We start from the raw sequence: 7843 nt of genomic DNA on the forward strand, positions 1-7843 counted from the left end.
CGCCGCGCCGCGTGAGGCACTCTTGCCAAGGCCCGTGAAGCCGCCGCGCACAGGCGGTCACCCTCTTGTGCCCAGGTCGGCCGATCTCGTCCAACTGCTGGGCCCTGACGCCTCGGCGCCCTGTCAGCCACGCGCATCCGGACCGCCCCCGGCCGCCGACTCGGCGAAACGGGCGGTTGAGCGGGTGAAGCGTGACGAGGCGTCCGAACCGCGGGGCATGCATGAGATCCACAACCGTACGCGGCGGCCGAGCCGACGGCCACGCACCACTGGAGGCGAGCGGTGAACCAAAGAGACGATCAAGCCGACCCCCCGACCCATCAGGTCCCGGTCCTCATCGTCGGCGGTTCCCTCGTCGGCCTGTCGACGTCGCTGTTCCTGGGCCGGCTGGGGGTACGTCACACGCTGGTGGAGCGCCACGCCAGCACCTCCATCCACCCCCGCGGGCGGGGCAACAACGTCCGCACCATGGAGCTGTTCCGGACAGCCGGTGTCGAGCCGATGATCCGAGAGGCCGCCGCCACCCTGGCCGACAACCACGGCATCCTGCAGACACCCACCCTGGTCGGCGACGTGGGTGAGTGGCTCTTCCGGGAGATCGACGCGGGAGGCGGACTCGCCCGGTTCAGCCCCAGCTCATGGTGTCTGTGCAGCCAGAACGACCTGGAGCCGGTGCTGCTCGATCACGCGGCGCAGCTCGGTGGCGACCTGCGGTACGCCACCGAGCTGATGTCGTTCGCCGACGATCCCACCGGCGTCACCGCCGTGGTCAAGAGCCGTGAGACGGGTGAGCACACCACGATCCGCGCGGAGTACCTCGTCGCCGCCGACGGCCCCCGCAGCCCGGTCCGTGAACAGCTGGGCATCTCCCAGAGCGGTCCCGGAGATCTGTTCCACAACGTCAGCATCACCTTCCGCTCCCGCCGGCTCGCCGACATCGTCGGTGACCGTCGTTTCATCGTCTGCTACTTGACCAGCCCGGACGCCGACGGGGCGCTGCTGCCCGTGGACAACCGCGAGAACTGGGTCTTCCACGCTCCCTGGCACCCCGAACGCGGCGAAACCCTCGAGGAGTTCACCGACGAGCGCTGCGTCGCACACATTCGCCGCGCGGTCGGGGACGCCGACCTCGACGTGGAGATCACCGGCAGGGCTCCCTGGCACGCCGCCCAGCGGGTCGCCCGCAGCTACCGGTCGGGACGCGTCTTCCTGGCCGGTGACTCGGCCCACGAAATGTCCCCCACCGGGGCGTTCGGCTCCAACACCGGCATCCAGGACGCCCACAACCTGGCGTGGAAGCTGGCCGCGGTGCTGGGCGGCTGGGCGGGGGAGGGGCTGCTGGACACATACGACGCCGAGCGCCGCCCGGTGGCGGAGGCGACCAGCGCCCGCGCCGCCGCCCGGTCGGTCGAGCACAGCCATCCCGGCTTCGCCCCGCCCCCCGGCGTACAGGGCGGCCCACAGCGCGGCATCCTCAACGTGGCCCTCGGCTACCGCTATCCGCAGGGCGCCGTCATCGGTGCCGACCCGGCCACGCCGGCCGTGCCGGAGCGCCTCGACCTGTCCGGGGAGCCCGGCAGCAGGGCACCCCATGTGCCGGTACGCCACCGAGGTGAACACATCTCCACTCTGGACCTCTACGAGCGGTCATTCGTCCTGCTCAGCGACGCGGACGACCCGAGTGGATGGCACGAGGCCGCCAACCGCCTGGCCGCTTCGATGTCCATCCCCCTGATGTCGTACAGGGTGGGCAGCGGACGTGACGCCGAGCTGACAACCGAGGGCGACACGGACTGGACGGCCGCCCACGGCACGACACCCGCAGGCGCCGTACTCGTCCGGCCCGACGGGTTCGTGGCGTGGCGATCCCCGGACCGGGTCCCGGACGCCGAGTCGACACTGCGCCAGGTCCTGAGCACGCTGCTGGCCCTCTGAACCCAGGAGACGACGTCGCCGACGGGGCCGTCACGCCCTCACCGCGTGGCGGCCCCGTCGGCTTTCTCGTCGATCGACGCGGCCACGGCGCCGGCCGTTCTCGCGGGCCTCGGCGCGGTCGGAGAGCGAGCGGGCCCGGGTCCGGCTCATCACCTGTGCGGGTGACCGCGACCGCCCGGCCGACGACCGCACGCACCACACCACGGCCCTCATCACCCCACCTGAGCGGGCCCCTTCCGTCGAACTGGTGGCGGTCACCTGGGCAGAGCACACGAGTCGCGCGCTTCCCGGGGCGGGCACAGGATCGAGAAACCGACATTCGTCCGCCTCCCCCCAACGAAGGAGAAGTGCGCAGGATGACCACCACATCTGACCGCCTTTCGGAACCGCCGACGTCAAAGGCATCGCAGCGCGTCTCCCAGTCCGTGTTCGACGGCTCCCGGCTACGCGTCGTCCTGCTGGTGGACGTCTACGACGGAGCCCAGCAGCAGTTCCTCGAGGCGTACGAGGGTCTGTGCAACCAGGTCGCGTCCGTTCCCGGCCACGTGAGCGACCAGCTCTGCCAGTCCATCGAGAACCCCTCCCAATGGCTCATCACGAGTGAGTGGGAGAGCGCCCCGCCCTTCCTCACCTGGGTGAACAGCGAGGAACACGTGCGGATGGTGGAGCCACTGCACAGTTGCGTCCGGGACACCAGGTCGCTGCGCTTCCACATCGTCCGTGAGACCGGCGGCCCGGTGGCGGAGGCCGCCTCCGGGAAGCGCCGGCTCCAGACGTCACCCCGGATCGGTGACGGCCTGATCCGTCATGCGCTCACCTTCACCGTCAAGCCGGGCTGCGAGGACATCGTCGCCAAGATCCTCGCCGACTACGATCCGCCGGAGCCCCAGGTCGACGCCACCACCCGGCTGTGCCGCACATCCCTGTTCATGTACGGCAACCGGGTGGTGCGGGCCATCGAGGTGCGGGGGGATCTGCTCGCGGCGCTGCGCCACGTCGCCCGGCAGCCCGAGGTGCGGGCCGTCGAGGAGGCCATCAACCCGTATCTGGAACAGGACCGGGACCTCGATGACCCCGAGTCCGCCCGCCTCTTCTTCACCCGCGCGGCCCTGCCCGCCGTCCACCATGTGACGGCCGGCCAGGAGAGCGGGGACGCCGAGCGGCACGCGTACTACTACCCGGCCCGTGAGGGCTGCGGCATGCGGCTGGCCGAACTGCTCGCCCGGCAGGACGAGGCGGCGGCGGACGACGCGCACGGGCCGGTGCTGCGCAGCACGATCTTCCAGCGCGACGACGTCGTGGTGCGGCTGGTCGACGTCCGCGGTGGTTCCGACACGGACTCCGGCCCCGTCCTCGGTCTCCCGGACCGCGGTCAGGCGGCCGAGCTGACGGCGCTTCTCGACGACGGAGCCCTCGGGGCAGCGGGTTCCGCGCCGAAGGAGGGCGCCCACGCCCGCCTCGTGACGGCCGCCCACATGCACCTCGTCACCGACCGCAGCGCGCCCGGCGCCTGACCGCAGTCCCCGGGCCGCGACGGCCACCCCTCGTCTCCCGACAGCACAAGTTCGGAGGAACGTCGTGATCAAGAGCCATCCCGCGATCGTGGATCTGAGTGAGATCGAGCCCAACACCCGGCGCGGTGGCGATCTGCGCGCCATGCTCACTCCCGCCACCGTCGGCTCCACCAGCGGTTTCATGGGTGTGGCCATCGTGCAGCCCGGCGACCGCATCGCTGAGCACTACCACCCGTATTCCGAGGAGTTCGTCTACGTCATCTGCGGGCAGCTGGAGGTGGACCTGGACGGCGAGCCCCATCCGCTGCAGCCCGAGCAGGGCCTCATGATCCCCGCCCATGTGCGGCACCGCTTCCGCAACGTCGGCAACGTGGAGGCCCGTCTGGTCTTCCACCTCGGCCCGCTGGCCCCCAGTCCGCCGCTCGGGCACGTCGACACCGAGGAGACCGACGCCGTACCCGTCGCGGCGGAGGCCGCCCACGAGGGCGGGCACGGGATCGCCGAGCGAAGTCGGGTCCGCTCATGACCAGGCGAGTGGCGGTCACCGGCATAGGCGTCGTCGCGCCCGGAGGGATCGGCATACCGGCGTTCTGGGACCTCCTCGCGAGCGGCCGCACGGCGACGCGGGGCATCACGTTCTTCGACCCGTCCGGGCTGCGTTCACGGATCGCCGCCGAGTGCGACTTCGCCCCGGCGGCCCACGGGCTGGAGGCGGAGCAGATCGCCCGCTGCGACCGGTACATCCAGTTCGCCCTCGTCGCGGGGGAGGAGGCCGTACGGGACTCAGGTATCGACCTCGCCGCCGAGAACCCCTGGCGGGTCGGGGTCTCCCTGGGCACCGCGGTCGGCGGAACGACCCGCTTGGAGCACGACTACGTCCTGGTCAGCAACCGCGGGCAGCGCTGGGACGTGGACCACCGGCAGGCCGGTCCGCATCTGCACCGGGCGTTCTCGCCCAGCACCCTCGCCTCGACGGTGGCGGAGCGGTTCGAGGCACGCGGGCCGGTGCAGACCGTCTCCACCGGCTGCACCTCGGGGCTCGACGCGGTCGGATACGCCTTCCAGACGATCGAGGAGGGCAGGGCCGACGTGTGCATAGCCGGCGCCTCCGACTCGCCGATCTCTCCCATCACGATGGCCTGCTTCGACGCGATCAAGGCCACCTCCCCGAACAACGACGATCCCGCCCACGCCTCACGGCCCTTCGACGCCGACCGCAACGGGTTCGTCATGGGCGAGGGCGGCGCGGTGCTCGTCCTGGAGGAGCTGGAACATGCCCGAGCGCGGGGTGCGCACGTGTACTGCGAGCTCGGCGGCTACGCCACCTTCGGCAACGCCTACCACATGACCGGTCTGACCACCGAGGGCGTGGAGATGGCCCGGGCCATCGAGGGTGCCCTCGACCACGCCCGGCTCGACGGCACGGCGATCGACTACGTCAACGCGCACGGGTCGGGAACCCAGCAGAACGACCGGCACGAGACGGCCGCGGTCAAACGGGTCCTGGGCGCGCACGCCTACGACACGCCCATGAGTTCCATCAAGTCCATGGTGGGCCACTCCCTGGGCGCGATCGGGGCGATCGAGGTCGTCGCCTGTGTGCTGGCCCTGGCCCACCAGGTCGTCCCGCCCACCGCGAACTACGAGACACCGGACCCCGAGTGCGACCTGGACTACGTCCCGCGCGTCGCCCGCGAGCGACGGCTGAACAGCGTCCTGTCCGTGGGCAGCGGGTTCGGCGGCTTTCAGTCCGCGGTGGTCCTCACCCTGCCGAAGGGAAGAACGCGATGAGCGAACCGCACACTCGGCGCGCGGTCGTCACCGGCATCGGCGTGGTCGCGCCCAACGGAACCTCCACCGAGACCTTCTGGAAGTCCACCAGGGAAGGCCTCAGCGTGCTGGACCGGGTCACCCGCGAAGGATGCGGGCACCTGCCGCTGCGGGTGGCCGGCGAGGTCCGGGACTTCGATCCGCCCTCGGCGGTCGAGGAACGCTACCTCGTCCAGACCGACCGGTTCACCCACTTCGCCATGGCCGCGGCCGACATGGCGATCGACGAGGCCGGCCTCAGCCGGTCCGACACCGACGACTCGCCGTTCTCCGTCGGTGTGGTCACCGCGGCCGGTTCCGGCGGCGGCGAGTTCGGGCAGCGGGAGTTGCAGCAACTGTGGGACAAGGGCAGTCGCCACGTCGGGCCGTACCAGTCCATCGCCTGGTTCTACGCCGCGAGCACCGGCCAGATCTCCATCCGCCGCGGCTTCAAGGGCCCCTGCGGTGTGGTCGCCGCCGACGAGGCCGGCGGCCTCGACGCGCTGGCGCACGCGGCGCGGGCCGTACGGCGCGGCACGGACGTGCTGGTGGCCGGCGCGACCGAGGCACCACTGGCCCCGTACTCGATGGTCTGCCAGCTCGGCTACCAGGAGCTGAGCACGGTGGACGTCCCCGAGTGCGCCTACCGCCCGTTCACCTCCGCGGCCTGCGGATTCGTGCCCGCCGAGGGCGGCGCCATGCTCGTCGTCGAGGCCGAGACCGCGGCCCGGGAACGGGGCGCGCCCGGCCGGGCGACTCTGGCGGGACACGCGGCGACGTTCACCGGCGCCTCCCACTGGCGGGAATCCAGGGAAGGGCTGGCCCAGGCCATCCGGGGCGCCCTGGAGGAGGCCGCCTGCGCCCCCGAGGAGATCGACGTGGTCTTCGCCGACGCCCTCGGTGTCCCGGAGGCCGACCGCGCCGAAGCACTGGCGATCGCGGACGCGTTGGGCGCCCACGGCAGACGCGTCCCCGTCACGGCACCGAAGACCGCCATCGGCCGGGGCTACTGCGCGGCACCCGTCCTGGACGCCGCCGCGGCGGTGCTGGCGCTGGAGCACGGCCTGATTCCCCCCACCCCCAACGTCCATGACGTCTGCCACGACCTCGACCTCGTGACCACACACGCCCGCGCCACCGAACTGCGCACGGCGCTGGTCCTCAGCCGAGGACTCATGGGGTCGAACTCGGCGCTGGTGCTACGGCTCGGCGCCACCGACGCCTCGTAACGAGGCCTCGTCAGCACCCATCACGGAGCAAGGAGAGAAACCGCATGAGTGACATCATCACCGCGGAAGAGCTGGCCGAGCTGATGAAGAAGGCCGCCGGAGTCACCGTGGCCCCGGAGGACCTCCGACAGCGATCAGACGACGGGTTCGACAGCTTCGGCATCGACTCGCTCGGTCTGCTCGGCATCGTGGGCGAACTGGAGAAGCGCTACGGCGCGCCGATGCCTCCGGACTCGGAGAAGAGCAAGACGCCCCGTCAGTTCCTCGACGCCGTCAACAGCGCGCTGCCCGCGGGAGCCTGACATGGCCGGACACACGCAGAACGAGATCACCATCGGCGCGCCGGTCGACCTGGTCTGGGACATGACCAATGACGTGGAGAACTGGCCGCGGCTGTTCAGCGAGTACGCCTCCGCCGAGATCATCTCCCGGGAGGGGAACCGGACCACCTTCCGGCTGACCATGCACCCCGACGAGAACGGCACCGTGTGGAGCTGGGTATCGGAACGGGAAACGGATCGCGACACGCTCAGCGTGCGGGCTCGCCGCGTCGAGACCGGCCCCTTCGCCTACATGAACATCATGTGGCGGTACGAGGAGGTGCCCGACGGCACCCGCATGGTGTGGACCCAGGACTTCGAGATGAAGCCGGACGCACCGGTCGACGACGCGTGGATGACGGACAACATCAACCGGAACTCCAAGGTCCAGATGGCTCTGATCCGGGACCGTATCGAGCAGGCCGCCAAGGAACGCCGGCTCGTGCCGACGCTGTCCGACTGAGTCCTACGGAGGACAGGACGATGCACCAGTCTCTGATCGTCGCCCGTATGGCCCCGGGGTCGGCCCCCGACATCGCCGACGTGTTCGGGGAGTCGGACCGGGGAGAACTGCCCCACCTCGTGGGGGTCGCCCGGCGGAGCCTCTTCCAGTTCGGTGACGTGTACCTGCACCTCATCGAGTCCGAGCAGGACCCCGGACCCGCCATCGCGAAGATGGCCCGGCATCCCCTGTTCCAGGACGTCAGCGAACGGCTGTCGGCGTACGTCACCGCGTACGACCCGACGACCTGGCGTTCGCCGAAGGACGCGATGGCGCACTGCTTCTACCGCTGGGAGCGGGAGGCCACTTCCTGAATCCGTGAGAGCGGCGCCGGGGGGGGGGGGAAAAAAAAAGGGGGCCGGGGGAAGAGCGGGCCAGGGGAGCAAGCGAAAGGGGGGGGTGCCCCGGGGGGGGGTGAGTGGAAAAGTGGGGGGGGGGGGGGGCGAGGGGGTGCCAGTTGGGGAGAGGCACAAAAGTGCTCACTCCGAGGGGGGGCGCGGGGCTCTGTGCGGCGTCCGAACGACCGGGGACCCT

General features: G+C 70.9%; 8 protein-coding genes. All 8 read left to right on the forward strand.

Annotation, left to right across the window (positions count from 1 at the left end; all coding sequences use genetic code 11):
• Positions 1 to 282: 282 nt before the first annotated feature.
• The gene (locus tag ACZ43N_RS41300) at positions 283 to 1935 is read left to right on the forward strand and encodes an FAD-dependent oxidoreductase (protein ID WP_468104814.1); all 1653 of its coding nucleotides are present in this window, start codon (positions 283 to 285) and stop codon (positions 1933 to 1935) included.
• Between the two features lie 356 nt (positions 1936 to 2291).
• Entirely contained in the window at positions 2292 to 3449 is a 1158-nt protein-coding gene (locus ACZ43N_RS41305; RefSeq protein ID WP_468104816.1) for a SchA/CurD-like domain-containing protein, read from the forward strand.
• Between the two features lie 64 nt (positions 3450 to 3513).
• Positions 3514 to 3975: a cupin domain-containing protein gene (locus tag ACZ43N_RS41310; protein WP_468104818.1), complete on the forward strand. Its 462-nt coding sequence runs from the start codon at positions 3514 to 3516 to the stop codon at positions 3973 to 3975.
• Positions 3972 to 5240, forward strand: coding sequence for a beta-ketoacyl-[acyl-carrier-protein] synthase family protein (locus ACZ43N_RS41315; protein ID WP_468104820.1), 1269 nt, complete (start codon positions 3972 to 3974; stop codon positions 5238 to 5240). Before ACZ43N_RS41310 ends, ACZ43N_RS41315 begins: the two co-directional genes overlap by 4 nt.
• Positions 5237 to 6487 (forward strand): beta-ketoacyl synthase N-terminal-like domain-containing protein, encoded by a 1251-nt coding sequence (locus tag ACZ43N_RS41320; protein ID WP_468104821.1) that lies wholly within the window; start codon positions 5237 to 5239, stop codon positions 6485 to 6487. Before ACZ43N_RS41315 ends, ACZ43N_RS41320 begins: the two co-directional genes overlap by 4 nt.
• 44 nt (positions 6488 to 6531) lie before the next feature.
• Positions 6532 to 6789 (forward strand): acyl carrier protein, encoded by a 258-nt coding sequence (locus ACZ43N_RS41325; protein ID WP_468104823.1) that lies wholly within the window; start codon positions 6532 to 6534, stop codon positions 6787 to 6789.
• Between the two features lies 1 nt (position 6790).
• Positions 6791 to 7270: an SRPBCC family protein gene (locus tag ACZ43N_RS41330; RefSeq protein WP_468104824.1), complete on the forward strand. Its 480-nt coding sequence runs from the start codon at positions 6791 to 6793 to the stop codon at positions 7268 to 7270.
• A 20-nt stretch (positions 7271 to 7290) separates the two neighbouring features.
• Positions 7291 to 7623 carry a TcmI family type II polyketide cyclase gene (locus tag ACZ43N_RS41335; protein ID WP_468104826.1) on the forward strand — a complete coding sequence of 111 codons (333 nt, stop codon included), beginning with the start codon at positions 7291 to 7293 and terminating at the stop codon, positions 7621 to 7623.
• Positions 7624 to 7843 lie beyond the last annotated feature (220 nt).

Source organism: Streptomyces sp. NPDC030814, assembly GCF_055572155.1.